Consider the following 24,543-nt stretch of genomic DNA (forward strand, 5'->3'; position numbering starts at 1 on the left):
TGAAGTGCTGCGCCGCACCAGGGGCTAGCCTAGCCAGGAATTAGGGGAGACCCGGTCGCCGTGCGCGCCGGTCCCCGTCCCAGCATCAGAACCGGAGCCAGCATGAACGAAGCCGCCATCGTGTCCGTTGCACGCACTGCAATCGGCAAAGCTTTCCGTGGCGCGTTCAACGATACCGAGGCGCCGGTGCTCGGGGGACATGTGGTGCGCGCGGCGGTTGCCCGCGCCGGGGTCGATCCGGCGGAGGTCGATGACGTCATCCTCGGCTGCGCCGCGCAGCAGGGCACCCAGGCCTACAACCTCGGCCGGCTGTGTGCGTATACCGGCGGTCTGCCGGATACCGTGTCCGGCATGACGCTCGACCGCCAGTGCTCGTCGGGTCTGATGAGCATCGCGATCGGCGCCAAGAACATCATGGCCGGCGAGCAGAACGTCGTCGTCGCCGGCGGTCTGGAATCGATCTCGCTGGTGCAGAACAAGCACAAGAACAGCTACCGCTTCATCTCGCAGGCGGTGCTCGCGGCGCAGCCGACCGCGTACATCCAGATGATCGAGACCGCCGAGATCGTCGCCGAGCGTTACGGCATTTCGCGGGCGCGTCAGGACGAATATTCGGTCGAGAGCCAGCGCCGTACCGAGGTTGCGCAGGCGGCCGGCCGCTACAAGGACGAGATCGTTCCGCTCACGGTCGACAAGCAGCTGTTCGACAAGGAAGGCAATCCGACCGAGAAGCAGAGCGTCACGCTGGAGCTCGACGAAGGCAACCGCCGCGGCACGACGCTGGAGAGCCTGGCCTCGCTCAAGCCGGTCTGGAAGGACGGTGCTTTCGTGAAGCAGGGCCAGCACATCACTGCCGGCAATGCCTCGCAGCTGTCGGATGGCGCCGCCGTCGTCACGCTGATGAACGCCGGCCAGGCCAAGGCGCGCGGCATCAAGCCACTGGGTTATTACCGCGGTTGCGCCGTTGCCGGCTGCAAGCCGGACGAGATGGGCATCGGCCCGGTGTTCGCGATTCCCAAGCTGCTCAAGCAGACCGGGCTGAAGATGGAAGACATCGGCCTGTGGGAGCTCAACGAAGCGTTCGCGGTACAGGTGATCTACTGCGCCGACAAGCTCGGCATTCCGCATGACCGTCTCAACGTCGATGGCGGCGCGATTGCGATCGGCCATCCGTTCGGCATGTCCGGTGCGCGCATGGTGATGCACGCACTGATCGAAGGCCGCCGTCGCGGCGTGCGCTATGTCGTCGTCACGATGTGCATCGGCGGCGGCATGGGTGCGGCTGGCCTGTTCGAGGTCAATCTCGGCTGAGGCACTGACCCGTCACATTCTTCCGACGGCGCCTTCAGCGCCGCGGATTCACCGCAGTCCGGCGACAGATCGGGCGCGCCAGCAAGAGAGGAGAAGAAGAATGAACAACAAGGGAAACACCACGACGGCGGGGGCGGGGAATTCGGCCACATCGACCTCGGTGCTCGATGGCTGGCCTTCGCTGCTGGTGGCGGTCCTCGTGATCGGCTCGGCGGTCTATGCATTTTCGCCGCGCTCGCAGCCGGAGTTTCCGGCGACGCAGGTTTCCGCGACGCGGGTACTCGCCAACGGCGTGGCCCAGCAGGGCACGCAATTTGTCGTCGTCGGCGAGCAGGGCCAGATTCTGCTGGCGAACGCTGCCGAGGGTCCCTGGACCGGCGCGACGGTCGAAAATCAGCGCGGCTCGACGCTGACCCATCTTGTATTCCCGCAGGCCGATCTGGCGATCGCCGTCGGCCATGACGGCTGGATCCTGCGCAGCACCGACGGCGGCAAGACCTGGAAGGAAGCCGCCTTCGCTGCCGAGAGCGATCCGCTGCTCGGCATTGCCGGTCCGTTCGATGGCCGCTACTACGCCTACGGCGCGTTCGGCCTGCTGATGGCTTCCGACGACCAGGGCCAGACCTGGCAGAAGATCGAGCTGAACATTGCCGGTGAGACTGCCGCTGGAAGCGCTGGCCAGGGTGCTGGCGAAGCCACAGCGCCGCCGGTCGATCCGAACGCGGATCCGTTTGCCGATCCGTTCGCCAATGCCGGCGAAGATCCGTTCGCCAACTTCGACGGCGATGCGGTCGGCGGTGCCGGCCACCTCAACGCGATGACGCAGGCCGCCGACGGTTCACTGATCCTCGTCGGTGAACGCGGCCTGCTGCTGAAGTCCGCCGACAAGGGCCAGACCTGGAAGCGCCTGCCCGAGGTCTACGGCGGTTCGTTCTTCGGCGTGCTGTCGCTGCCGTCGAAGACGCTGATCGCCTTCGGCATGCGCGGCAATGTGTTCCGCAGCACCGATCTGGGCGAAAGCTGGCAGAAATCGACCGTGCCGCTGGAGAACTCGCTGTTCGGCGGCACCGTCGATACGAAAGGCAACGCCGTGCTGGCCGGTGCCGGCAACACCGTGCTGCGCTCGGCCGACGACGGCGCAACGTTCACGGTCGCCGCGGAACTGTCCCGCAACGGCCTTGCCGACCTGATCGAGCTGCCGTCCGGCAGCTGGCTCACCGCCGGTGACGGCGGCGTGCTCGTCATTGCGCCCGTTGCCGCCAATGCCACCGGAGACGCTTCATGAGCGGCATGGAACGTTTCGTCAATCGCAGCTCCGAGATCCTGCTCGGCTGGCGCAAGCCGCTGTCGGCGCTGTTCATCGCCATGACGCTGTTCTTCGCGTGGAGCGCGACGAGCATCCGCCTCGATCCGGGATTCCTCAAGCTGATCCCGATCAAGCACCCGTACATGCAGACGATGATGTCCTACATGAAGGACTTCTCGGGCGCGAACATGGTGCTCGTTAACCTGCGCTGGAAGGGCGAGGGCGACATCTACAATCCGGTCTTCATGGATGCGATGCGCAAGGCCACCGATGAAGTGTTCTTCATCCCCGGCATCAATCGCACCGCGGTGTCGTCGATCTTCACGCCGAGCACCTACTTCATCGAGATCACCGAAGATGGCTTCAAGGGCGAGCCGGTCGTGCCGGCGAAGTTCTCGAACCAGCAGGAAGAGCTCGACCGCGTCCGCCACAACGTCAAGCTGTCGGGCCAGATCGGCCTGCTGGTCGCCAACAATGGCAAGTCCGCGCTGATCCGCGCGAACCTGCTCGACTACGACCCGGACAAGCCGCAGGAAGAGCAGCGCGTCGACTACTGGGAAGTGCAGAACCGCCTGGAGGAGATTCGCGGGCGCTTCGAGAATCCGAAGAAGTACGTCTACAAGCTCAAGGCCGACCAGGCGCCATTGAAAGCCGGCGATGTCGTTGCGGAGGGCTATGTCGATCACGGCCTGATGCAGGCGATGCAGACCTTCAAGACCAAGGTCAAGGCCGAGGGCTCGGATTCGGCGCAGGTCGTCACGGTAGCCGGCGGCGATGTCGACATCGAAGTGGTCGATAACCCCGAGTACAGCGCCGACATCGAGGTCAACATCATCGGCTTCGCGCGCCTGCTCGGCGACGTGATCAAGGGCCTGCTCGGCGTCTTCGCGTTCTTCGGCCTCGCGTTCCTGATCACGCTGGTGCTGCTGTACTACTACTCGCGCTCGGTGCGCCTGACCGTCGTCGCGCTGGTCGTTGCGCTGCTGCCGGTGCTGTGGCTGCTCGGCACGCTGCCGCTGATTGGCTTTGGTGTCGACCCGATGTCGATCCTGGTGCCGTTCCTGATCTTCTCGATCGGCGTCTCGCATGCAGTGCAGATGACCAGCGCCTGGCGCCACGAGGTCGTTCACGGTGCCGATTCGGTGCAGGCCGCGCACTCGGCGTTCCGCAAGCTGTTCATTCCCGGCGCCGTCGCGCTGCTGACCAACGCGCTCGGCTTCGCGGTGATCATGTTCATCGACATTCCGATCGTCCATGAACTCGGCATCACGGCGTGCATCGGCGTGCTGCTGATGATCATCACCAACAAGATGATCCTGCCGATCATCCTGACGCGCGTGGCACTCGAGGAAAGCTGCAAGCGCCATCACGCGACCAAGAAGCAGATGGGCAGCGGTCCATTCGGCGGCGTCTTCAAGCTGATTGCCAAGTGCGCGGAGCCGAAGCCGGCGCTGGGCGTGTTCGCGATCAGCCTCGTGCTGCTGCTCGGCGCGACGATCCTGTCACGCGACATGGTGATCGGCGATCTCGGCCGCGGCGTGCCGGAACTGCGTCCCGACTCGCGCTACAACCTCGACAACGACGTCATCGGCAGCAATTACGACATCGGCACGGATCTCTTGACCGTGATCGCCGAGGCCAAGGATTTCCAGGGCGACTCCTGCCTGCACTATGAAGTCACCGGCCTGATCGATCGCTTCGAGCTGTACCTGCGCGGCGTCGAAGGCGTGCGCTCGGTGACCAGTGTCGCCGGCATCGGCAAGCTGGTGATCTCGGCATTCAACGAAGGCAATCCGCGCTACCGCGCGCTGCCGCGTTCGCAGACCGGGCTGTCGACCGGTTCCAAGGCTTTCGATCCGAACCTCGGCCTCAACAACGACGGCTGCAAGGCGATCCAGGTGATGATCTTCACCAACAACCACGACGGCACGACCGTGGCGCACGTGGTCAGCGAGATCAAGCGCTTCATCGCCGACAATCCGACGCCGGGCGTGAACCTGCGTCTGGCGACCGGCAACGTCGGCGTCATGGCGGCGACCAACGAAGCCGTTGCCCAGGCCGAGGAGACGATGCTGCTGGCGATCTTCGGCGCCCTGGCGCTGCTGTGCCTGATCACGTTCCGCTCGTTCAAGGCGACGCTGTGCGTGCTGGTGCCGCTGGCGCTGGTGTCGATCGCCTGCAACGCGCTGATGGCGCTGCTTGGCATCGGTCTCAAGGTTGCGACCCTGCCGGTCGTAGCGCTCGGCGTCGGCGTCGGTGTCGACTACGGCATCTACCTGTTCGAGCAGATTCAGCACGAGATGCGCGATCGCGGGGCGAGCTTCGCCGAAGCCTTCGAGGCGGCAATGCGCGAACGCGGCAGTGCCGCGGTGTTCACCGCGATCACGATGGCGATCGGCGTCGGCACCTGGACCCTGTCGGCCCTCAAGCTGCAGGCCGACATGGGTCTGCTGCTGGCCTTCATGTTCCTCGTCAACATGCTCGGCGCCATCTGCCTGTTGCCGGCGCTCGGTGCCTGGTTCTTCCGCAAGCAGTCCGCGGCCTGAGTTCTGGGGAGCGTCAGGGAGTAAAAGGGCGCCGCGAGGCGCCCTTTTTCATGGGGCCGACGCCGAGTTCCCGAAGCCCTTTCACAAACTCACCCATTTGAAGCAGGCGCCACGCCAGTCTGCCGCCTAAGGTCGGCAGACTAAAAAAGATTCGAGGAGCCCTGTCATGAGCGAGCTGGCCACCGAAAAGCTGGTATCCGTGGACTCGCATGTCCATTTCACCGACGAATGGGTGAAAGCGCGGCTGCGCAAGGATATGCACGCGGTCTGGGACGAGGCCAATGCCAAGGCCGAGGTCTATGCGGCGAAGGTGCTGCGCGGCGGGCAGAAGCAGCTGGAGCTGGAAGACTTCGTCGATCCGGAAGCGTCCAAGGACCCGGGGCATTTCAATCCGGAAGGCAAGTTGAAAGCCATGGACCTCGACGGCGTTTATGCCGAGGTGATCTTTCCCGAGCTGGCCGGCGCCAAGATCATCAACCCGAACCTGATGGGCAACGACTGGAAGGAAGTCTTCCAGGGCTACAACAACGCGATGGCCGATTTCGCCGCGCATGATCCGGTGCGCCTGATGACGGCGTATCAGCTGCCGCTGTACGACATCGATTTCGCGATGAAGGAAGTCGAGCGCCTCGCACGCGACAAGAAGGCGCGCTGCGTGCAGCTGACGCCGTTCCCGTCGGATCTCGACCTGCCGGATTTCTATCACGAGCGCTATGCGCCACTGTGGTCGCTGATCGAGGAAACCGGCCTGACGATCCTCAATCATCTCGATCTGAAGAAAGAGCTGTGGGACGTCTTCCGCCGCGATCCGACGCCGCAGAAGGGCATCTTCACCGCGCTGCCGTGGGCGCCGCTCGCCGAGTCGATCTGCATGTGGATTCTGACCGGCACGCTGGAGAAGTACCCGAAGATGAAGGTGCTGTTCGTCGAGCCGGGCCTGGGCTGGCTGCCGTGGTTCTTCGAGACGCTGCTCGATCCGCGCATGCACCAGCACTACCAGTTCCCCGGCGTGAAGCAGCCGCCGTCGGAAACCTTCAAGAAGCAGTGCGGCGCGACGTTCATGTACGAGCCGACCGGCCTCAAGGCCTGCTACGACTACTTTGGTCCCGACTGCCTGTACTGGTCGACCGACTTTCCGCATCCGGCGACCTGCTGGCCGAACTCGCGCAAGCAGGTGGTGTCGCAGTTCAAGGAGGCCGGCATTCCGGCCGCCGATCGCATGAAAATCACTTCCGGCAACGCGCTGCGGACCTTTGGTCTCGGCTGATTTATCTACGGAGTTTCAAATGGCTGCTGTTTTCAAAGATCTCAAAGTTCTCGACCTGACCTGGGGCATCGCCGGTCCGATGGCGACGATGCTGCTCGCCGACAACGGCGCGCAGGTCACCAAGATCGAACCGCCGGGCGGCGATCCGTTCCGCAACCAGCTCGGCTACAAGGTCTGGCAGCGCGGCAAGAAGAGCGCGATCCTCGATCTGAAGAATGCCGACGACAAGAAGGCTTTCCTCGCGCTCGCCAGCGTTGCCGACGTGCTCGTCGAATCGTATGCGCCGGGCACGACGACCAAGCTCGGTATCGATTTCGCGACGCTGTCGAAGCTCAATCCGCGCTTGGTCTATTGCTCGATCACCGGCTACGGTCGCGACAATGAGCTGAGCAACCGTCCGGCCTACGACGCGCTCGTGCAGGCGCGCACCGGCCTGATGTTCGAACAGCGCGGCTGGGCGGAAGGCGCGCTCAATCACATGAACGGCGAGCCGGACCCGTATCCGGATCTCGAAATCCCGAACGACTGGGTGCAGGGTGCTGATCGTGAAGGCCCGCTGTTCGTCGCCTCGCACTGGCCGAGCCTCGGTGCGTTCTTCACCGCGTCGATGGGCATTGCCGCTGCGCTGCGTGCGCGTGAGCTGACCGGCAAGGGACAGTGGGTCGAAGCCTCGCTGCTGCAGGGCGCCCTCGCGGGCGCCGCCGGTGTCTGGCAGCGCGCCGAGAAGATCGACGCGCCGGGATTCGACACCTGGATTCTCGGCAACCGTTCGCCCAAGGGCCACTTCCAGGCGAAGGACGGACACTGGCTGCACAACTGGGTGCCGAACCCGCGCTTCATCCTGCAAGCCGCCGAAGGCGACACGCTGAATGCCTCGCCGGACCTCACGGTGCAGAACGATCCGGATCGCTTCGGCACGGGCCCGGAAGAAATCCTCGTGATGTCGCACTACCAGCCGATCCTCGCCGAAGCCGTCGCGAAATTCCCGGTCAAGGACTGGATCGACGCCGCGGTGACCGCCGAGATGACGATGCAGCCGGTGCGCAGCATCGAAGAATCGCTCGCCGATCCGGCCTTCCTCGAAGACGGCTGCGTCACCGAAGTGAAGGACAGCGAACTCGGCACGATCCGCACCGTTGGCAACGCGTTCAACATGAGCCTCACGCAGGGCAAGCCCGGCCACGCGCCGGTCGCTGTCGGTGCGAACACCGCTGAAGTGAAGGCGGAAGCGGCGAAGATCATCGCCGAGGCCAAGGCTGCAACGGCTGCGAGCGGCAAGAAGATCAAAGCGCCGCTCGAAGGCATCGTCGTGCTCGACCTGGGCCTCGCGATCGCCGGTCCGTTCGGTACGCAGCTGCTCAGCGATCTGGGCGCGACGGTCATCAAGGTCAACGGCCTGTTCGATCTGTTCTGGCATCGCGTGCACATCGCCTACATGGCGAACCGCGGCAAGCAGTCGATCACGCTGAACCTCAAGGACCCGCGTGCGATGAAGATCCTGCTCGATCTCGTCGCCAAGGCCGACGTCGTGCAGCACAACATGCGCTACGACGCCGCCGAGCGCCTGAAGATCGATTACGAATCGCTGAAGAAGCTCAACCCCAAGCTGATCTACGCCCACTCGCGCGGCTTCGAGCGCGGCGTGCGCGCCGGCCTGCCGGGCAACGACCAGACCGGCGCCTGCCTGTCCGGCATCCAGTTCGAGGACGGCGGCATGGCGCGTCCGGGCGAGCACGGCGAAGTCGGCCGTCCGCTGTGGAGCTTCACGAGCTTCGGTGATACGGGAAATGGTTTCCTGTCGGCGACCGCAATCATCAACGCGATCTACCACCGCGACCGCACCGGCGAAGGCCAGTTCGTCGACACGTCGATCATCAACGCCGCGCTGCTCAACACCAGCTACGCGGTGGCGACACCGGACGGCAAGAGCTTCGAGCGCCCGCGCATCGGCGGCGACCAGGTCGGCTACTCGCCCGGCCATCGCATCTACCCCGCGAAGGACGGCCGCTGGCTGTGCTTCGTCCTCGTCGAGCAGTCGCACTGGGACGAACTGTTCACCGTCCTGCGCGCGCCGCGCCTGACGATCGACGAACACTTCGCGACCTTTGAAGCGCGCACCAAGAACGACAAGCAGCTCGCGTCGTTCATCGCCGGACGTCTGCAGACCAAGAGCGCGGCGGAGTGGTTCGCCGAACTCGATGCGGCCGGCGTGCCGGTCGAAATTGTCGACGAAGAGTTCTCGCGCAAGCTCCACGACAACGCCGAGTTCCAGAAGCGCAAGTGGGTTGTGAGCTATCCGCACCCGGTCGTCGGCAAGCTCGACCAGATCGGCCTGCTCGTCGATTTGTCGGATACGCCGGGCGTGATCCAGGGCCGGCCGCTGCTGGTCGGCGAGCACACCAAGACGATCCTCGCCGACATGGGCTACACCGAAGAACAGGTAAAGACCATGGAAGAGCAGTTCGCGATCGGCTTCGCCGGCATGCCGCGCATGCCACCGCGTCCGGCTGCACCGGCGGCGGGCGAAGCGCCGAAGCAGGGTATGGCGGGCATGCTGGCGCAGGAATCGAAGAAGTAAATCTGCGCTGCTTGTCCAACGCAAACGCCCCGCCCAGTGCGGGGCGTTCGCGTTTCGCCTCGTCGTTGGGCGGGCCGCCACTTCGCAGCCTTGTTGGCCACCCGTCGAGTTTGTCCGCAAGAACCGGAGTTCCCACTGAGCGTTGCGGCGGCAAGCTGTGGACTCCATCTCCGATCGGCAGTCCGCCATGAGCCATCCCGGCACCGTCTCCATAGAACCCGCCATCCTTTATTTCGGGACCCCGGTCGTGCTCATCAGCACGCTCAATGACGACGGCACGTCGAATCTCGCACCGATGTCATCCGCCTTCTGGCTCGGCTGGCGCTGCATCCTTGGCCTGGACGCCTCTTCGAAGACCACCGAGAACCTGATCCGCACCCGTGAGTGCGTCCTCAATCTGCCCTCGGTCAACGAGGTTGGCGCCGTGGATCGCATCGCGCGGACCACGGGGTCCAATCCCATTCCCGACGCCAAGCAGATGCGCGGCTATACGCACGAGAAGCAGAAGTGGGAGGCCTCGGGCCTGACGCCGGTCCCGTCCGAAACGATCGCTCCGCCTCGCGCGCTGGAATGCCCGGTGCAACTCGAAGCCGTGCTCGTCGCGCAGAACGGATTCATGGCCGACGACCCGGTCTGGAAGGTCGGCATTCATGTTTTCGAGGTGCGCATCCAGCGCGTGCACGTGCACCCGACGCTGCTCATGGAGGGCCACGAGAACCGCATCGATCCCGATCGCTGGAATCCGTTGATCATGAGCTTTCAGAAGTTCTACGGTCTTGCTCGTGGCCAGGTGCACCCGTCGCGCCTGGGCAAGATCGAGGAGGCGACCTATCGCAGCCCGGATGTCGATCGCGCCCGAGCCGTCGCGCGATGAGTGCGCGTGCTGCGCGGCAGCGCAGACTCGCGTCCTCATGGGGCACATCTGCGCTCGCGAGGGTTCGAGTGACTTAGCTCGTCGGATGTCCAGACGGTATAGTCGTCCAGATGCTCCTTCATAGTTTCAGTCGCGATGGTCTCGCTTTCTCAGCGGCGGGCAGCGGCAGGCCGTTGTTGATGATTCATGGCTCTCTCTGCGACTACCGCTACTGGGCGCCCCAGATGTCCGCTTTCGCGGCCCATCGCCGAGCCATTGCGGTGAGTCTTCGCCGGTGTTGGCCAGAGCAATGGGATGGCGCCGGAGATGGGTACAGCATTGAGCGGCACGTCGAAGATATTGTGTCCTTCATGGAAAGTCTCGATGCCGGCGAGATCGATCTGATTGGCCATTCGCGGGGTGGGCTCGTTGCGTTCCGGCTTGCTCAGGAGCAGCCGAAGCTGGTGCGAAAGCTGGTGCTTGCGGAGCCCGGGACGATACCCGACGCATCGTTTGTCGAGATTGCGGGCTTGGACCGCGAGCAAGCCGAAACCTGGACTCGCACGGCGGCATCGCGGATCGCTGCCGGCGATGTGGAAGGCGGCGTACAGCTGTTCATCGATGGCGTCAGCGGCATTGATATCTGGAAAAGAACGGTGCCGGCCTTCAAGCGCATGGCTCTGGACAACGCTTACACGCTGCTCGGGCAAGCGCGAGAGCACCGCAAGGAGGTGTCCCGCGCGGATCTCGAATCCATGCGCACACCGACGCTGCTCATCGGTGGAGCCCTGTCCCCGAAGCCGTTCCCGCAACTGCTGGAGCTGCTCGAACGCCATCTGCCGGACTCGCGCCGCGTCATGATCTCCGGCGCACGTCACGCAATGAACTTGTCGGCGCCCTCCGTCTTCAACGCCGCAGTGCTCGACTTTCTGAACTGACGGCGCCGCCAGGCTCGTGGCGCTGTCGGCGCGCGGACGCCCCTCCCAAACGGGTCAGTCGAACTCGAAAAATCGGTGAGTTCTAATGATCTGACCGACATCCACCTCGAGAGCTGTTTCGCCATGCACCGCAAAGGTCCTGCCGCCGTCATCGCATGGGCGTGCTGTCTGGTGGCCTGCGGCAACTCGCAAGCTCCCGAGCAGACGCCAGTCGTCGTCTCTCCGCCCTCCGTGGTCGACGCCACGCCCAGAGCAACGTGCGGCCCAGGCTCACGACCGGAGTCCGGGCTTCAGGGACAAGTGAGCCGTGCAGATCATGAGAGCGGCCGGGCCGCGGAGGGCTTCACCTGCAATACGGAACTGGTTGGCAGCCGCGTCGTTCCCAACCCGATTGGCATGGTCGGCGGCATCAAGGTGCTTCGCTACGTGGATGCCGCCGGCCACGAATGCGCGTACTACGACACCACGCTGTTGTTCCCCCTCAATGCCGTCAGCGGCGAGGCCGGCGTCAACGTACTGGACATGGCCGATCCAGCGCATCCGGTTCTGACCACCCGGCTGATCAGTCCAGCCATGCTGTCGCCGCATGAATCCTTGGTGCTGAACCAGGAGCGCGGACTGCTGGTGGCCGTCATGGGGAATCCGATCACAGCGCCGGGTGTGCTGGACGTCTACGACGTCAGTCAGGACTGCCGCTATCCGGAACGGCAGTCTTCATCGTTGACGGGCTTTCTGGGCCATGAGAGCGGCCTGTCGAAAGACGGCAAGACGTTCTATTCCTCGTCCAACTTCATTTCCACGTTGACGGCAGTGGACATCTCGAATCCCTCGCAGCCGGCAACCTTGAACATCACCAACTACTACACGCATGGGCTTGAACTGAGCGACGACGGCAATCGCGCCTACGTGGCCGGCGCAACGAACGTATTGAGCTACACGCCGCTCAACATTCCGCCGCCGGTGATGCTCATCCTCGATACCTCCGAGGTCCAAGCCCGCGAGAAGCCGCTTCCGGCGATTCGTGAGGTCAGTCGCTTTACCTGGAGACCCATCTCGGTTCCGCAGGGTGTCATTCCAGTCACCATTCAGGGCCATCCTTATGTCATCGAGTTCGACGAATTCGGCTCGCTGAGGGAGGTCGGGGCCGCGCGCATCATCGATATCGCCGACGAGACCCAGCCAGAGGTCGTTGCGAACTTGCGTCTCGAAGTTCATAACGCCGAAAACTTCGATGCCATCCGCGATGATCCCGGCGCCGACAATCTTTCAGGCGGCTACTGCGCCCACTATTGCAACGTGCCGAGCCGTACCGACCCCGGCATCGTCGCTTGCTCGATGAGCCTGTCGGGGCTGCGCATTTTCGATATCCGCGATCCGCGGCGGCCCAAGGAGATTGCCTACTTCAATGCCCCGGTGCAGCCCAGGCTGCTGCCAGGTGTCCCGCCTCTCGGGTTTCCGCCCGACGCCAGCAATTGGGCGTTATCGAGCCCCGCGTTTGTGCCGGAGCGCAAAGAGATTTGGTACACCGACACTTACAGCGGATTTTATGTCGTGCGCGTCACCAACGATGCCTGGCAGTAGTCATGCACGGTGATTTTGAACGCGAGTGATTGATGGGTGGCCGTCACTGATCAGCCTTAAGCGGTCGTACGCCTTCGTGGATTTGCCGCTCCAAAGCGGACATTCCACAAGACGGCACTGCTCGACTACGGGGTGAGGTCGGATATACAGAGGCATTCGGGCGAGGCCCTTTTTGCCCGTGATCCGGTTGTAAACGCCGGGCATCATTGTCAGTATGTCCTGACATGAAAGATGGCCATCACAAATCCATGCAGGGCGACCCGGGCGTCGTCGTGGAGCCGGTCCGGGACTTCACATGCGAAGTTGGCGCCGGCGCAGGCCAATGGATAAGGCCGCTGCGATTGGCATGCCTGGCGCTGACGCTGCTGCTGATCGCATGCGGCGATTCGCCGCCGCTGGGTCAGAGCTGCGCGCAGGGCCCCGCGTGGCGGGCCGCATGGGCGAACTCACCGGCGGGCGACATTGTGCTCACGCCTTGGGCGCAGCATCCGTCCATCGTCGGCATCCCGTCTCCCGTCGATGCCAGCTACCGGTTGATCGTGCGGCCGACGGTGTCGGGCGATGCGCTGCGCCTGCGATTCAACAACGCAGATGGCCGCGAGCCTCTGCATATCGCCAGTGTTTACGTCGGCCGTCGTCAGGGCGAGGCGGCATCGAATCTGGCCGGAGCGATATCCGGTGCCGACGTCGTGGCGGGTAGTCAACGCCAGGTGTTCTTTGCCGGGCAGGCGGATCTGGTCATCCCGCCCGGTGGGAGTGCGCGCAGCGATCCTCTGAGCTACGAAGTCGTGGCACTCGAAGATCTCGCCGTGAGTCTGCACGTGCCGGAGCCGAGCGCGCTGACGATGCACGCGCAATCGCTGGTCACGCAGTTTCACACGCGCGCCAATGCGGGCGATCGCAGCGCCGACGAATCCGGCGCGGCCTATACGGAAGTCCAGGAACCGCTGCCCTGGCTCGATGCTGTTGAAGTGCGGACGACGGCGCCTCGCGCGATCGTGGCGATCGGTGACTCGATCACCGACGGCGATCTGGCCGGTGCGCTCGATGATCCGATGATGGACCGCTATCAGCGCTACCCCGATGCGCTGGCGCGCCGTCTCGCCGAAGCCGGCATCGCGGCGGCGGTGATCAACCAGGGCGTCAACGGCGATACCGCCACCGGCGTTCGCGCACGCATCGAGCACGACGTGTTCGACCTGGCCGGCATCACCGACGTGATCCTCGGCGTCGGCACCAACGATGCCACGCGGCTGAACAGCGCCGCGCAGATCATCGAGAACATCGAAGGCTTGATCGAACAGTTCCATGCACGCGGCTTGCGCGTCCTCGTGACGACGATCGTGCCGCGCAGCGGCCTGCCGGGCACTGCAGCCGCCGCGCGGGTCAACGAGTGGGTGCGCAGCAGTCCGGCGATCGATGGCGTGCTGGACATCAATCGCGCGGTCAGCTTGCCGCTCAGCGAGCAATTGTGGAATCCGGCATATAACTCCGGCGACTTCACGCACCCGAATCCGCAGGGTTATGCGGCGATCGCCGACGCGCTGGACATCGAAGCGTTCCGGCAAGCAGGATGCGGCGAGCGCAGCGCGGACTGATCGCCCGGCGCCGGCTGCGGCGGACGTCCGAGAGGTACGTCTCACTTGCTGCCCCGGTGCCTGGCGTAGCCTATGCGCGCCACGCTGTTTCGCGAGTGCGATCGATGGGGGTTCTGTGAACAGCTACAAGACGATGATTGCGCTGCTGTGCGCCGGCCTGTCCAGCGCCTGCGCCACGATGACCACGCCATATCCGCAGGCTTACCAGACGCAGGTGATCAATACCTGGGTCGGCCAGGACGTGTCGGCGCTATGGGAGTCGTGGGGGCCGCCGGCGCGGACGGAGAAGGCCAGCAACGGCTACGAGTATCAGGTTTATCAGCAGCGGATTCCCAAGGCGGCCGGGCCGTCGAACGCGGAACTCGACCTTGCGTTCGCGAAGTCCTCGGACCCGAACTGCGTGACGTATTTCATCGTCGATCCGAAGAGCAGCAGGATTCGCGCCGCGCACTGGCGCGGCTACAGCTGCCCGGTAAAGGCGCCGGCCGAGAAGGCGCTGCGCTCCAAAGGCGTGCCCGAGCCGACCGGCTTCTAGGCGGCGACAAACTCCGCCGCGGGCGCCGGCTCGGCAATACGGGTGCCGGTGCTCGGCGTCGTTGCCAATCCATGCAGCGTGACAACGTCGATCTGATCGGCGTAGTGCGGCGACGGCAATGCCAGCGGCTGATCTTCGGTGAAGCACACCATCTGGCAGCCGAGCACGTCCGGCGAATCGGGCGTGAGCTTGTCCTGCCACCAGAACTCGAACAGCGCGCGCCCGGCTTCGAGATGGACGATGCCGTAGCCGTGGTCGACCCATTCCTGGAACTGGACGTTCTTGTTGGCCGTGAGGCTCGCAAGTTCCAGCACGCGCGTCGCCAGCACCGTTGCGGCGAACGGCGTGCCGGGCGCCGCGTTCGCGATGATCTCGTCGCCGCCGCCGCGGCCCATCGATGACGGCGCGAACTCGACGCCGACCGAATCGGCGCGCAGGTTCAGCGGGCCGACGTTGGCGGTCGTTGCTCGCACGTAGCCGGCGAGCTGGTTCTCGATCGTCGAGCCGGCGCGCAGGTTCGGCAGCGGCAGGCCGGAGACGTAGCCGCTGACGAGCGCGTTGTCCTCGATCAGGTCGGACGCCCAGTTGCCGTGCATGTCGCCGGAGACGAAGACGTTATTGCGGATGCGCAGCCCCGCATCGTTGTCGCCGCGCAGGAAGCGGAACAGCTGCGCGCGTTCGCCGCGATAGTCCGACCAGCGCGTCGCGATCGGCGAGTTGAGTGGCATGTCCTGCAGCACGCCGGGGATGTTCCACGGTGCGATCCAGGTCTGGTTGTTGACCAGACGCCAGCGTTTGCCGGCCTGCTGCGAAGCGAGCATCTGCGTTGTCAGCCATTCGTACTGCGCGCGGCCGAACAGACTCGGCGTGCCTTCCGGCAGATGGCTGCTGTCGATCGCCACGTCGTCGCGCAGGTTGATCTGCGTGTCGATGCCATAGATGTCGAGCATCGGGCCATAGTCGAGCTTGCGCCAGACCAGACGCACGTCCGGCGGCTCCGGATAGCTGCCGTCGTCGACGAGATGGAATTCGCCGCTGCCGTCGGCCTTGACCGGTCGCGTCGGCGTCCACTCGTAGAACGCGCGGCAGACGTCATCGAGTGTCGTCGTTTCCGGCGGCAGTTCGGCAGTGACCGGCAGTTCGTTGCCGAAGCCGGTCGAGATGTCGTGGTTGTCCCAGACGATCATCCAGGGATGCTGCTGGTGCGCGCGCAGCAGGTTCGGATCGCTGTGCCACAGCGCGTAACGGCGCCGGCATTCGTCGAGGTTGAGCCAGTCCCGATAGTCGACGTAGCCGGTGTCGAAGCGATCGCCGCGCGCGCGGACGGTCTCGTCCTCGTCGACGAAGTCGTAGATGTAGTCGCCGCAGTGAATGACGAGGTCAAGATCGTTGCGCGCGGCGATGTGCGACAGGCCGCTCCAGTGCGAGGACCAGTAGCTGGAGCAGGCGAGCACCGCGAGACGGATCTGGCCGACATCGGTCGCCGGCGCGGTGCGCGTGCGGCCGATCGCCGAGACGGCGCCGAGCGCGCTGAACTGGTAGTAGTACGTCGTCGCCGGTGTCAGGCCGATCGCATCGACCTTGATCGTCCAGTCATGCGCGGCCACGGCGTTCTGCGTGCCGCTCGCAAGCGGCTGGCTCATGTCCGGCGCGAGCGACACGGTCCAGCTCACCGGAATGGCGGCCGCGCTCGGCGCGATCTCGGTGATGCGGGTCCACAGGATCACGCGGTCGGCGAGCGGATCGCCGCTGGCGACGCCATGCGCAAAGGGCAGGGCGTGCCCTGTGGGGTAGTCGAACTCGGCGCCGGGCGGCGGCGTGCTTCCATCGCCAGAGCCGTCGCTGCTGCCGCAGGCCGGCAGCAAACTGCTGGCGCCGACGGCGCCGATGCCTTTGAGGATGTCGCGACGCGATGCCATGGGTGCCGAACCTGTGCGCGGTGGGTCGCGGATTCTAGTGCCGGATTGTGTCTCTCTGGTTGCCGGGCAGGCGTCGTCAGGCCCTAATGCCCAGCTTGCGCAGCTTCGCCCGCAGCGTGCTCGGGTTGAGGCCGAGCATGCGGGCGGCACCCTGCGGGCCGTCGATACGGCCGCGGGTTGCCTGCAGGGCGCGGCGCAGATGCTCGGCGATGACGACATCGAGCGGCTGGATCTCCGTCGGCAGCACGGCCTCGCCACTGCGGCGCAGCGGCTCGTCGAAGGCCGGCATCCGCGGTCGTGCGCCGTACGCCGGCGCGATGCCGAGTGCCGCTTCGAGGTCCAGCGTGAGGCCCTGGCCGAGAATCACCGCGCGTTCGAGCACGGCGCCGAGTTCGCGCACGTTGCCGGGCCAGCGGTAGGCCTGCAGCAGCTCGATATCGCGCGGCTTGAGCGGCGGCACCGTCACGCCGAGGCGGTTGGCGGCGCGCTGGATGAAATGCAGAGCGAGCTGCGGAATGTCCTCAGGATGTTCGCGCAGCGGCGGCAGGATCACCGGGAAGATCGCGAGGCGATACCAGAGGTCTTCGCGGAAGCGGCCTTCCTGCGCCATCAGCGGCAGGTCGCGGTGCGTCGCGGCGATGACGCGCACGTTGACTCCGATGTCGCGCTCGCTGCCGACGCGCTGGACGATGCCGTCCTGCAGCACCCGCAGCAGGCGGATCTGCACCGCGGGCGTCAGCTCGCCGATCTCGTCGAGGAACAGCGTGCCGCCGTCCGCGCGTTCGAACCAGCCGCGCCGGGTCGCGAGGGCGCCGGTGAAGCTGCCTTTCTCGTGGCCGAACAATTCCGAGTCGATCAGATCCGGCGGCACCGCGCCGCAGTTGACGCGAACGAACGGCCCTTGCGCGCGCGCCGAGCGTTCGTGGATCGCGCGGGCGATCACCTCCTTGCCGGCGCCGGTCTCGCCAAGGATCAGCACCGTCGCGTCGCTGGGCGCGACCTGGTCGACGCGCTGCATGACGCGGCGCAGGCCCAGGTCCGCGCCGATGACGTTTTCGTTGAGCGTGGCGCGGCCGAGGCGCGCGAGCAGCGACTGCCGATCTGCTTCCGCAGCGCGCCAGCGGGCCTCGGCCTGCTCTTCAGGCTGAATGTCGCGTTCAGAGTTCGTCATATTTGGTGGAAACGCACGCGGTATTTAACGGAATAGACGCAATATATGACGGATCAGGTCCGAACTATACAAAGCCTGGGATGGAATAAACAGTTTATTCATAGGCTTGTCTGTTTATTCCAAATTGGCACGGATCGTGGAATTAGTTATTCCATAACGTTTGCATGAGCAGGCGTTTTGCCAAACGGGGAACCACACGATGACCACAGCACTGAATAGCCGTCAGAGCACGCCCGACGCCGGTCCGGCTCGCGCCATCGAGCACATCCAGCAGGCGCTGGAGGGACTGTCATTCGGCACCGTAGAAATCACTGTCCACCACGGCCGCATCGTACAGATCGAGCGCCGCGAGAAGTTGCGCATTCCGGATTCCGGTCCGGGCCGCGCATCGAATTCCGCATCTGCTGACCGCAGCACCGCACAAGAGATCGGCTGACCGGAACCACGGCAGCTCCTGCAACACATCAATCACTTTTTCTTCAGGGAAGCTTTAATGAACATCACGGGTTTCAAGGGCGCTGGCTTGGCTGGAGCCGCAGTTATTGGGGGTAGCTTGTTGGGTCTCTGGTCCGCCGCCGCTGCGGCTGAAACCGTGACGACGCAGGATCTCGATCAGCGCATCCGCATCCTCGAGCGCAAGCTCGAGATCGAAAAGGAAGCGGCCGACGCCAAGGCGAAGACGACGGCAGTGCCGGCGGCTTCCGAGAAGGGCTACGGCATCAAGCTCGGCGACTACGAAATCAAGTTCAACGGCCTCGTGCAGTTTGACGGCCGCTGGTTCACCGGCGACACCGTCCCGCAGACCAGCGACACCTTCCTGCTGCGCCGCCTGCGCCCGACGTTCCAGGGTTCGCTCGGCAAGCTCGTCAACTGGCGCCTGACGCCGGAATTCGCCGGCGGCAACAGCACGTCGGTCGGCAACGCGACGATTGTCGATGCCTACTTCGACCTGAATTTCGATCCGGCGGCTTCGGTGCGCGTCGGTAAGTTCAAGAGCCCGGTCGGCCTCGAGCGCCTGCAGAGCGGCGGCGCGATCACCTTCGTCGAGCGCGGCCTGCCGACCGAACTGGTGTCGAACCGCGACATCGGCGTCCAGCTGCAGGGTGTGTTCGCCGAGAAGACCTTGAGCTACGCCGTTGGCTACTTCAACGGCACGCGTGACGGTGCCGACGCCAACGACAACGACAACGACGGCCGCAAGGAAGTCGCTGCGCGCATCTTCTACGAACCGACGCCGGGCATTGGTTTTGGCGTTGCTGGTTCGTACGGCAGCAAGCGTGGCGGTGCGGAAACCCCGCGCAGCTACTCGACGCCGGATCGCATCAGCCGCATCTCGTACCAGTCGGGCACCGTCTACGACGGCACCCAGACGCGCATCTCGCCGCAGGGCTATGCGTACGTCGGTTCGTTCGGCGCACTCGCGGAATACGTGATCGCCGACCAGGAACTGGCCCGCAATGTCGCTGCGACCGACACGGCGCCGGCCATCGCGACCGAAGGCAGCATCAGCAACACCGCCTGGCAGGTCGTGACCACCTACGTGCTGACCGGTGAAGACGCGAGCTACAAGGGCGTCAAGCCGAAGAAGCCGTTTGTCATCGGCGAGCCGGGCTGGGGCGCCTTCGAAGTTGCAGCGCGCATCGGCGAGCTCGAAGCCGACGATGCGGCGATCGAAGCCGACAAGCTGTTCGTCAAGACCGCGGTCCAGTCGATCCAGAACATCGGCCTCGGCGTGAACTGGTACCTGAACAGCAACGTCAAGGCCGTCCTGAACTACAACCTGACCTCGTACGAGGCGTTCTCGGGCACCGATCCGGACGACGACAAGTCGATCTTCGCCCGTCTGCAGCTCTCGTTCTAAGGATATCCCTTACCAAGCCTGGCGCGTCGCGGCACCATGCGCCGCGTCAGGCAATACCTTCAGCAGATCAACCAAGGAATTTGGAGATTGTCATGAAACTCAAATCGCTCATCGCTGCAGCCGCTTTCGCGGCGCCGCTCACACTGTCGGTGTCCGCGCACGCTGCCAGCTATGAGCTGCTCAACGTGTCGTACGATCCGACCCGCGAGCTGTACAAGGACTACAACGCCGCGTTTTCCAAGCACTACAAGGAAACCACCGGCGACACCGTGACGATCAGCCAGTCGCATGGCGGTTCCGGCAAGCAGGCGCGTGCGGTTGTCGACGGCCTCGACGCCGACGTCGTGACGCTGGCGCTCGCCGGCGACGTCGACGCGCTCGCGACCAACAAGCTGATCCCGGCCGACTGGCAGAAGCGCCTGCCGCACAATTCCGCCCCGTACACGAGCACGATCGTTTTCCTCGTGCGCAAGGGCAACCCCAAGGGCATCAAGGACTGGAACGATCTGACCAAGTCCGGCGTGTCGGTGATCACGCCCAACCCGAAGACCTCCGGCGGCGCGCGCTGGAATTACCTCGCGGCCTGGGAATACGGCAAGCGCAAGTTCGGCAGCGATGAAAAAGCACGAGACTTCGTCAAGCAGCTGTTCGCCAACGTGCCGGTGCTGGATACCGGCGCCCGCGGTTCGACGACGACCTTCGTCCAGCGCGGCATCGGCGACGTCTTCCTGAGCTGGGAAAACGAAGCCTTCCTCGCGCTCAAGGAATTCGGCGACGACAAGTTCGAGATCGTCGTGCCGTCGCTGAGCATCCTCGCCGAGCCGACCGTTTCGGTCGTCGACAAGGTGGCCAAGAAGAAGGGCACCGCCAAGGTGGCCGAAGCCTATCTGCAGTACCTGTACTCCGACGAAGGCCAGGACATCGCCGGTCGCAATTTCTATCGTCCGACCGGTGCCAAGGCCAAGGCCAAGTACGACAGCCAGTTCACCAAGGTAGAGCTGTTCACGATCGATCAGGCCTTCGGCGGCTGGACCAAGGCGCAGAAGGAACACTTCTCCGACGGCGGCTACTTCGACCAGATCTACCTGAAAAACTAAACGACACAAACAAAATCTCAAGGAAGGGAACCCGATGAAGCATCTTCAGTCACTGCGCCGCCTGACGGCACTCTCTCTGCTCGCGCTGAGCGCGACCGGCCACGCCGCGGATGTCAATCTGCTCAACGCCGCGTACGACGTGTCGCGCGACGTCTACAAGGATCTGAACCCGGCATTCATTGCCAGCTGGGAAAAGGCCCATCCGGGCAAGACGATCAAGGTCGACCAGTCGCATGGCGGATCGAGCAAGCAGGCGCGCGCAGTGATTGACGGGCTGGAAGCGGATTTCCTCGCGACCAACAACCCGCTCGATGTCGATGCGGTGGCCAAGGCCAAGCTGCTCGGTGCCGACTGGGCGACCAAGCTGCCGCACCAGGCCAGCCCGTCGTGGTCGACGATCCTGTTCCTGGTTCGCAAGGGCAACCCCAAGGGCATCAAGGACTGGAACGATCTGGTCAAGCCTGGAATCGGCGTCGTGCTGCCGAATCCGAAGACCTCGGGCAACGGCCGCTACAGCTATCTGGCCGCGTGGCAGTACGCACTCGGGCAGCCTGCCGGCAACGACGACAAGGCGCTGGCCTTCGTCACGTCGCTGATCGGCAACGTGCCGGTGCTCGACACCGGCGGTCGCGGCGCGACGACGACCTTCATCCAGCGCGGCATCGGCGACGTGCTGCTGACCTTCGAGAACGAACTGGTGCTGCTGCGCAAGGAATTCGGCGCCAGCGATTACGAGATCGTCGTGCCTTCGCTGTCGATCCGTGCCGACAACCCGGTCGCGGTCGTCGACAAAGTCGCGGCGAAGAAGAAGACCAGCGAAGCGGCGCAGGCCTATGCGCAGTTCCACTTCACCGAAGCCGCGCAGGAGATCTTCGCGGCCAACGGTCTGCGTCCGGTCGATGAGAAGGTGCTGGCACGGCATCCGGACTTCGCCAACGTCAAGTTGTTCAGCGTCGACAACTGGGACGAGACCTTCAAGCGCCACTTCGCCGACGGCGGCACCTTCGACCGCATCTATACAAAGCAATAGTCCGCACGGCGCCCCCGCGCCGCAGCGGCATTTCAAGGAAGGCCAGCAGCATGACGATTTCCAGCATCAACACCCGCAACCAGTTCAAGGGCCGCGTCGTTGCGATCAACCGCAGCCCGGTCGTTTCCGAGATCGAGATCGAAACCGCCGGCGGCATCGTCAGCGCGATCGTCACGACCAGCTCCATCGAGCGGATGTCCCTGCGCGTCGGCGACGAAGCGCTCGCGCTGTTCAAGGCCACCGAGGTGATGGTCGCCAAGCTGGCGACCTGAGCCCAAGCCTCTCTCCTCCCGTGCGGGCGGGATTCCAGTTCTGTCTTCCAGGCAGCGCCCAAAAGCTGGAGTCCCGCCGGCACGGTCTTTAACCCGGTTTCCGGCTGCAAAGATTCCTGCTCCCATGTGCCTGATCATCCACAAACCCGCCGGCCTGCGGATTCCGCAGGAACTGCTGCGCGCCGCAGTCCTGCATAACGCGGACGGCTGGGGCGTGATGGGCTTCGAGCGCAACGGCCGGGTCTTCGTGCGCAAGGAAGCGATCGTCGACATCGATTCCCTGCTCGACCTTGAGGCGCAGTACCGCGACGCCGAGTACGCGCTGCACCTGCGCAAGCAGACCCGCGGCGGCAGCGGGCTCGACAACGTCCATCCGTTCCGCGTCATCAACGGCATCGAGCTGATGCACAACGGCACGCTGGATCTGTCCGAGCGTGTGCCCGGCCGTTCCGATACCTGGCACTTCGTCCATGACGTGCTGCGCCCGCTGGCGCAGCGCCATCCGGGCCTGCTCAGCGACCAGGCTTTCGTCCGCGTGCTGGAGCTGGGTCTGCAGCCGCAGAACAAGGCCGCGCTGCTGGACCGCTTGCAGCGCCGCATCGTCCTGATCAATCGCGCTCATGGCGCGGAGTTCGAGGGGCTGTGGCTCAGCAGCACCCGCTGGATCGACCGTGGCCTGTTCCCGTTGCACGACGCGCCGCAGCCACAGGCCCGCGACTACAGCGCACAGGACGTCAATTTCTCCAGCTGATCGCCCGACGACCCGAATCAGGTCAGAATACGCGCCCGACGGCTGCTGCCAGGCCTTTTCAACCCCATCGTTTGCCATGACTTCACAGTCCCTACCCGCCGGTACACGGCTGCCGCGACGCGCATCGGTCATTCCCGGTTTCGGGCTGACCCTGGGCTTCACGATCTTCTATCTGAGCCTGATCGTGCTGATCCCGCTCGCCGGCGTGTTCTTCAAATCAGCGGACCTCGGCTTGGCCGGCTTCTGGCACGTCGTCACCGCGCCGCGCGTGCTCGCCGCGCTCAAGCTCAGCTTCGGCGCGGCACTGATCGGCGCGTTGATCAACGCCGTGTTCGGCACGCTGGTCGCCTGGGTGTTCGTGCGCTACAAGTTTCCGGCCAAGCGCTTTTTCGATGCGATCATCGATCTGCCGTTCGCATTGCCGACCGCGGTCGCCGGCATCGCGCTGACCGCGCTGTACGCCGGTAATGGCTGGATCGGCCAGTTCCTCGAACCGCTCGGCGTCAAGGTCGCGTACACGCCGCTGGGCGTGATCGTCGCCTGCACCTTCATCGGCCTGCCGTTCGTCGTGCGCACCGTGCAGCCGGTACTTGAGGAAGCCGAGAAGGAGCTTGAAGAAGCCGCGGCTTCTCTGGGCGCAACGCGCCTGCAGACGATCCTCAAGGTCATTGGCCCGACGATCCTGCCGGGCATCCTGACCGGCTTCACGCTCGCGTTCGCGCGCGCCGCCGGTGAGTACGGTTCGATCATCTTCATCGCCGGCAACATGCCGATGGTCAGCGAGATCGCGCCGCTGCTGATCATCATCAAGCTTGAGGAATTCGATTACGCCGGCGCCAGTGCGGTCGCGGTCGCGATGCTGTCGCTGTCGCTGGTGCTGCTGCTGACGATCAACGCGCTGCAGATCTGGGCGCGCAGCCGCCGCGAGAAGAGCTAGGACCATGAGCACCTCGAATCATTCATCGACCGACGACAACAACCGGCCGCTGCCGCCCGAGTTCTCGCCGGAAGGCCCGCTGATCCGCCGCAACTCGGCGATCAGCGAAAGCCGTTGGGCGCAGAACACGCTGATCGCGATTGCCTTGCTGTTTCTCGTCGGCTTCCTGCTGCTGCCGCTGATCTCGGTGTTCGCCGAGGCGCTGCGCAACGGCTGGGTGACGTACAAGGACGCGCTGCTGGAACCCGACGCCTTGGCGGCGATCCGCCTGACCCTGGTCGCGGCCGCGATCGCGGTGCCGCTCAATCTGGTGTTCGGCGTCTGCGCGGCGTGGGCGATCACCAAGTTCGAGTTCCGCGGCAAGTCGATGCTGATCACGCTGATCGACCTGCCGTTCTCGGTGTCGCCGGTCGTCGCCGGCGTGATCTACATCATGATCTTCGGCCGCCAGGGCTGGGCCGCGCCGTTCCTCGAAGCGCACGAAATCAAGGTGGTGTTCGCATTGCCGGGCATCGTGCTGGCGACCGTGTTCGTGACCTTCCCGTTCATCGCCCGCGAGCTGATTCCGCTGATGCAGGAGCAAGGCACCGAGTACGAGCAGGCGTCGATGTCGCTCGGCGCGACCGGCTGGCAGACCTTCTGGAAAGTCACGCTGCCGAGCGTCAAGTGGGCGCTGCTGTACGGCGTGCTGCTGTGCACGGCGCGCGCGATGGGCGAGTTCGGCGCCGTCAGCGTCGTGTCCGGTCACATCCGCGGCCAGACCAATACGATGCCGCTGCACGTCGAGATTCTCTACAACGAGTATCAGTTTGCCGGCGCGTTCGCGGTGGCCTCCGTACTGGCGCTGTTCGCACTGATCACGCTGGCCTTGAAGAGCTATCTCGAATGGCGGCATGGCGACGAGCTCGCCGCAACGCGCCGGCACTGATTCGTCCTCTGATAAAGAACGCGGCCGTCGATGGTCGCGCTACTCAAAAACAAGCGGCAGACAG

The 24,543-nt window shown here is 64.6% G+C and carries 19 protein-coding genes and 1 pseudogene; 18 read left to right on the forward strand and 2 right to left on the reverse strand.

Annotated elements, in window-relative coordinates:
* Positions 1–102 precede the first annotated feature (102 nt).
* The 10 genes from AC3WUF_RS17585 (at position 103) to AC3WUF_RS17630 (ending at position 14,513) form a co-directional block, all read left to right on the forward strand.
* Positions 103–1,311 carry an acetyl-CoA C-acyltransferase gene (locus AC3WUF_RS17585; protein WP_492427995.1) on the forward strand — a complete coding sequence of 403 codons (1,209 nt, stop codon included), beginning with the start codon at positions 103–105 and terminating at the stop codon, positions 1,309–1,311.
* 100 nt (positions 1,312–1,411) lie between these two features.
* Positions 1,412–2,596: a WD40/YVTN/BNR-like repeat-containing protein gene (locus AC3WUF_RS17590; protein WP_492427997.1), complete on the forward strand. Its 1,185-nt coding sequence runs from the start codon at positions 1,412–1,414 to the stop codon at positions 2,594–2,596.
* Positions 2,593–5,163 carry an efflux RND transporter permease subunit gene (locus AC3WUF_RS17595; RefSeq protein WP_492427999.1) on the forward strand — a complete coding sequence of 857 codons (2,571 nt, stop codon included), beginning with the start codon at positions 2,593–2,595 and terminating at the stop codon, positions 5,161–5,163. Before AC3WUF_RS17590 ends, AC3WUF_RS17595 begins: the two co-directional genes overlap by 4 nt.
* A 166-nt stretch (positions 5,164–5,329) precedes the next feature.
* A complete protein-coding gene (locus AC3WUF_RS17600) occupies positions 5,330–6,430 on the forward strand; it encodes an amidohydrolase family protein (protein WP_492428001.1) in 1,101 nt (366 codons plus the stop codon).
* Between the two features lie 19 nt (positions 6,431–6,449).
* Positions 6,450–9,008, forward strand: a complete 2,559-nt coding sequence (locus tag AC3WUF_RS17605) for a CaiB/BaiF CoA transferase family protein (RefSeq protein ID WP_492428003.1) — start codon at positions 6,450–6,452, stop codon at positions 9,006–9,008.
* A gap of 187 nt (positions 9,009–9,195) precedes the next feature.
* A complete protein-coding gene (locus tag AC3WUF_RS17610; protein ID WP_492428005.1) occupies positions 9,196–9,882 on the forward strand; it encodes a flavin reductase family protein in 687 nt (228 codons plus the stop codon).
* Between the two features lie 179 nt (positions 9,883–10,061).
* On the forward strand, positions 10,062–10,799 hold the full coding sequence (locus tag AC3WUF_RS17615; protein ID WP_492428434.1) for an alpha/beta fold hydrolase: 738 nt from the start codon (positions 10,062–10,064) through the stop codon (positions 10,797–10,799).
* 75 nt (positions 10,800–10,874) lie between these two features.
* The gene (locus tag AC3WUF_RS17620) at positions 10,875–12,380 is read left to right on the forward strand and encodes an LVIVD repeat-containing protein (protein WP_492428007.1); all 1,506 of its coding nucleotides are present in this window, start codon (positions 10,875–10,877) and stop codon (positions 12,378–12,380) included.
* Positions 12,381–12,721: 341 nt separating this feature from the next.
* Positions 12,722–13,978, forward strand: a complete 1,257-nt coding sequence (locus tag AC3WUF_RS17625) for a GDSL-type esterase/lipase family protein (RefSeq protein WP_492428009.1) — start codon at positions 12,722–12,724, stop codon at positions 13,976–13,978.
* A 115-nt stretch (positions 13,979–14,093) separates the two neighbouring features.
* Complete coding sequence (locus AC3WUF_RS17630) at positions 14,094–14,513, forward strand: hypothetical protein (protein WP_492428011.1); 420 nt, start codon at positions 14,094–14,096, stop codon at positions 14,511–14,513.
* On the opposite strand, the gene AC3WUF_RS17635 is transcribed toward AC3WUF_RS17630, so the two are convergent.
* A complete protein-coding gene (locus AC3WUF_RS17635) occupies positions 14,510–16,432 on the reverse strand; it encodes an alkaline phosphatase D family protein (RefSeq protein WP_492428013.1) in 1,923 nt (640 codons plus the stop codon). The genes AC3WUF_RS17630 and AC3WUF_RS17635 overlap by 4 nt on opposite strands.
* Before the next feature lie 76 nt (positions 16,433–16,508).
* Positions 16,509–17,603 carry a sigma-54 interaction domain-containing protein gene (locus tag AC3WUF_RS17640; protein WP_492428015.1) on the reverse strand — a complete coding sequence of 365 codons (1,095 nt, stop codon included), beginning with the start codon at positions 17,601–17,603 and terminating at the stop codon, positions 16,509–16,511.
* 199 nt (positions 17,604–17,802) lie between these two features.
* Between AC3WUF_RS17640 and AC3WUF_RS17645 the strand changes: the two are divergent.
* The 8 genes and pseudogenes from AC3WUF_RS17645 to cysW all read left to right on the forward strand — a co-directional run.
* A pseudogene (locus AC3WUF_RS17645) lies at positions 17,803–17,967 on the forward strand (YezD family protein); the annotation flags it as partial.
* 192 nt (positions 17,968–18,159) lie between these two features.
* Positions 18,160–19,464, forward strand: a complete 1,305-nt coding sequence (locus AC3WUF_RS17650; protein ID WP_492428017.1) for an OprO/OprP family phosphate-selective porin — start codon at positions 18,160–18,162, stop codon at positions 19,462–19,464.
* A 92-nt stretch (positions 19,465–19,556) separates the two neighbouring features.
* Positions 19,557–20,561, forward strand: coding sequence for a sulfate ABC transporter substrate-binding protein (locus AC3WUF_RS17655; RefSeq protein ID WP_492428019.1), 1,005 nt, complete (start codon positions 19,557–19,559; stop codon positions 20,559–20,561).
* A 34-nt stretch (positions 20,562–20,595) separates the two neighbouring features.
* A complete protein-coding gene (locus AC3WUF_RS17660; protein WP_492428021.1) occupies positions 20,596–21,591 on the forward strand; it encodes a sulfate ABC transporter substrate-binding protein in 996 nt (331 codons plus the stop codon).
* 50 nt (positions 21,592–21,641) lie between these two features.
* Complete coding sequence (locus tag AC3WUF_RS17665) at positions 21,642–21,863, forward strand: TOBE domain-containing protein (protein WP_492428023.1); 222 nt, start codon at positions 21,642–21,644, stop codon at positions 21,861–21,863.
* A gap of 124 nt (positions 21,864–21,987) precedes the next feature.
* A complete protein-coding gene (locus tag AC3WUF_RS17670; RefSeq protein WP_492428025.1) occupies positions 21,988–22,614 on the forward strand; it encodes a class II glutamine amidotransferase in 627 nt (208 codons plus the stop codon).
* Between the two features lie 76 nt (positions 22,615–22,690).
* Positions 22,691–23,551 (forward strand): sulfate ABC transporter permease subunit CysT, encoded by an 861-nt coding sequence (cysT, locus tag AC3WUF_RS17675; RefSeq protein ID WP_492428027.1) that lies wholly within the window; start codon positions 22,691–22,693, stop codon positions 23,549–23,551.
* A gap of 4 nt (positions 23,552–23,555) precedes the next feature.
* On the forward strand, positions 23,556–24,479 hold the full coding sequence (gene cysW, locus AC3WUF_RS17680; RefSeq protein ID WP_492428029.1) for a sulfate ABC transporter permease subunit CysW: 924 nt from the start codon (positions 23,556–23,558) through the stop codon (positions 24,477–24,479).
* The last annotated feature ends 64 nt before the right edge of the window (positions 24,480–24,543 follow it).

The sequence above is a fragment of the Fontimonas sp. FW305-C-3 genome (assembly GCF_058783185.1).

Excerpts from the sequence above, each read along its gene's own strand:
- AC3WUF_RS17605 (WP_492428003.1), top strand. The coding sequence starts at position 6,450 with ATGGCTGCTGTTTTCAAAGATCTCAAAGTTCTCGACCTGACCTGGGGC.
- cysT (WP_492428027.1), top strand. The coding sequence starts at position 22,691 with ATGACTTCACAGTCCCTACCCGCCGGTACACGGCTGCCGCGACGCGCA.
- AC3WUF_RS17635 (WP_492428013.1), bottom strand. The coding sequence starts at position 16,432 with ATGGCATCGCGTCGCGACATCCTCAAAGGCATCGGCGCCGTCGGCGCC.
- AC3WUF_RS17610 (WP_492428005.1), top strand. The coding sequence starts at position 9,196 with ATGAGCCATCCCGGCACCGTCTCCATAGAACCCGCCATCCTTTATTTC.
- AC3WUF_RS17660 (WP_492428021.1), top strand. The coding sequence starts at position 20,596 with ATGAAGCATCTTCAGTCACTGCGCCGCCTGACGGCACTCTCTCTGCTC.
- AC3WUF_RS17600 (WP_492428001.1), top strand. The coding sequence starts at position 5,330 with ATGAGCGAGCTGGCCACCGAAAAGCTGGTATCCGTGGACTCGCATGTC.
- AC3WUF_RS17615 (WP_492428434.1), top strand. The coding sequence starts at position 10,062 with ATGATTCATGGCTCTCTCTGCGACTACCGCTACTGGGCGCCCCAGATG.
- AC3WUF_RS17670 (WP_492428025.1), top strand. The coding sequence starts at position 21,988 with ATGTGCCTGATCATCCACAAACCCGCCGGCCTGCGGATTCCGCAGGAA.
- AC3WUF_RS17655 (WP_492428019.1), top strand. The coding sequence starts at position 19,557 with ATGAAACTCAAATCGCTCATCGCTGCAGCCGCTTTCGCGGCGCCGCTC.
- cysW (WP_492428029.1), top strand. The coding sequence starts at position 23,556 with ATGAGCACCTCGAATCATTCATCGACCGACGACAACAACCGGCCGCTG.
- AC3WUF_RS17665 (WP_492428023.1), top strand. The coding sequence starts at position 21,642 with ATGACGATTTCCAGCATCAACACCCGCAACCAGTTCAAGGGCCGCGTC.
- AC3WUF_RS17640 (WP_492428015.1), bottom strand. The coding sequence starts at position 17,603 with ATGACGAACTCTGAACGCGACATTCAGCCTGAAGAGCAGGCCGAGGCC.
- AC3WUF_RS17595 (WP_492427999.1), top strand. The coding sequence starts at position 2,593 with ATGAGCGGCATGGAACGTTTCGTCAATCGCAGCTCCGAGATCCTGCTC.
- AC3WUF_RS17585 (WP_492427995.1), top strand. The coding sequence starts at position 103 with ATGAACGAAGCCGCCATCGTGTCCGTTGCACGCACTGCAATCGGCAAA.
- AC3WUF_RS17590 (WP_492427997.1), top strand. The coding sequence starts at position 1,412 with ATGAACAACAAGGGAAACACCACGACGGCGGGGGCGGGGAATTCGGCC.